The sequence below is a fragment of the Arhodomonas sp. KWT genome (assembly GCF_010993615.1).
In genome coordinates this window covers 1-567 of the sequence record NZ_WNXE01001052.1, presented here as the reverse complement: position 1 = coordinate 567, position 567 = coordinate 1, and the positions used below count along the sequence as shown (strand labels likewise).

Below are 567 nucleotides of genomic sequence, written 5' to 3'. Positions count from 1 at the left end.
GTCCGTGCCCTGCGCATCGCCAACGGCCACGCGATGATGCCGCGGGTCACCGCCATGGGCTGTGCACTCACCGGCGTGGTGGCGGCCTTCGTGGCCGCCGGCGGCATGCCCCTGGAGGATACCGCCGCCGCCCTCGCCGGCTTCGCCGTCGCCGGGGAAAACGCCGGGGAGCGCGCCGCCGGCCCTGGCAGCTTCGCGGTGCACTTCATCGACGCGCTATACGCCCTCGACCCGGCCACGCTGGACGCCGGGGCGCACATCCGGGCGGACCGGCCCCGGGGCTGAGCGGCCTCAGCCGTCGCCGATCAGGCGGGCGTGCTCGATCTTCAGGCAGCGGTCCATCACCACGGTGAGGCCGGCGTCGCGGGCGCGCTGCGCCGCCGCCTCGTCGATCACGCCGAGCTGCAGCCACAGCGAGGGCGCGCCGATGGCGATGGCGTCTTCCACCACCGCCGCCACCTGGTCCGGACGGCGGAAGACGTCGACCATGTCCACCGGCTCCGGGATCGAGCGCAGGTCCGGATAGCTGGTCTCGCCGAGGATGGTCTCGTGCCCCGGGTTCACCGG

General features: G+C 74.4%; 2 protein-coding genes. One reads left to right on the top strand and one right to left on the bottom strand.

What is annotated here, in order from left to right; genetic code table 11:
* Positions 1–285: hydroxyethylthiazole kinase (locus G7A99_RS24105; RefSeq protein ID WP_205600053.1), on the top strand; the 285-nt coding region annotated here is incomplete at its 5' end.
* 6 nt (positions 286–291) lie between these two features.
* On the opposite strand, the gene G7A99_RS24100 is transcribed toward G7A99_RS24105, so the two are convergent.
* The coding region (locus G7A99_RS24100) for a CoA-binding protein (protein WP_163144602.1) at positions 292–567 on the bottom strand (276 nt) is incomplete at its 5' end.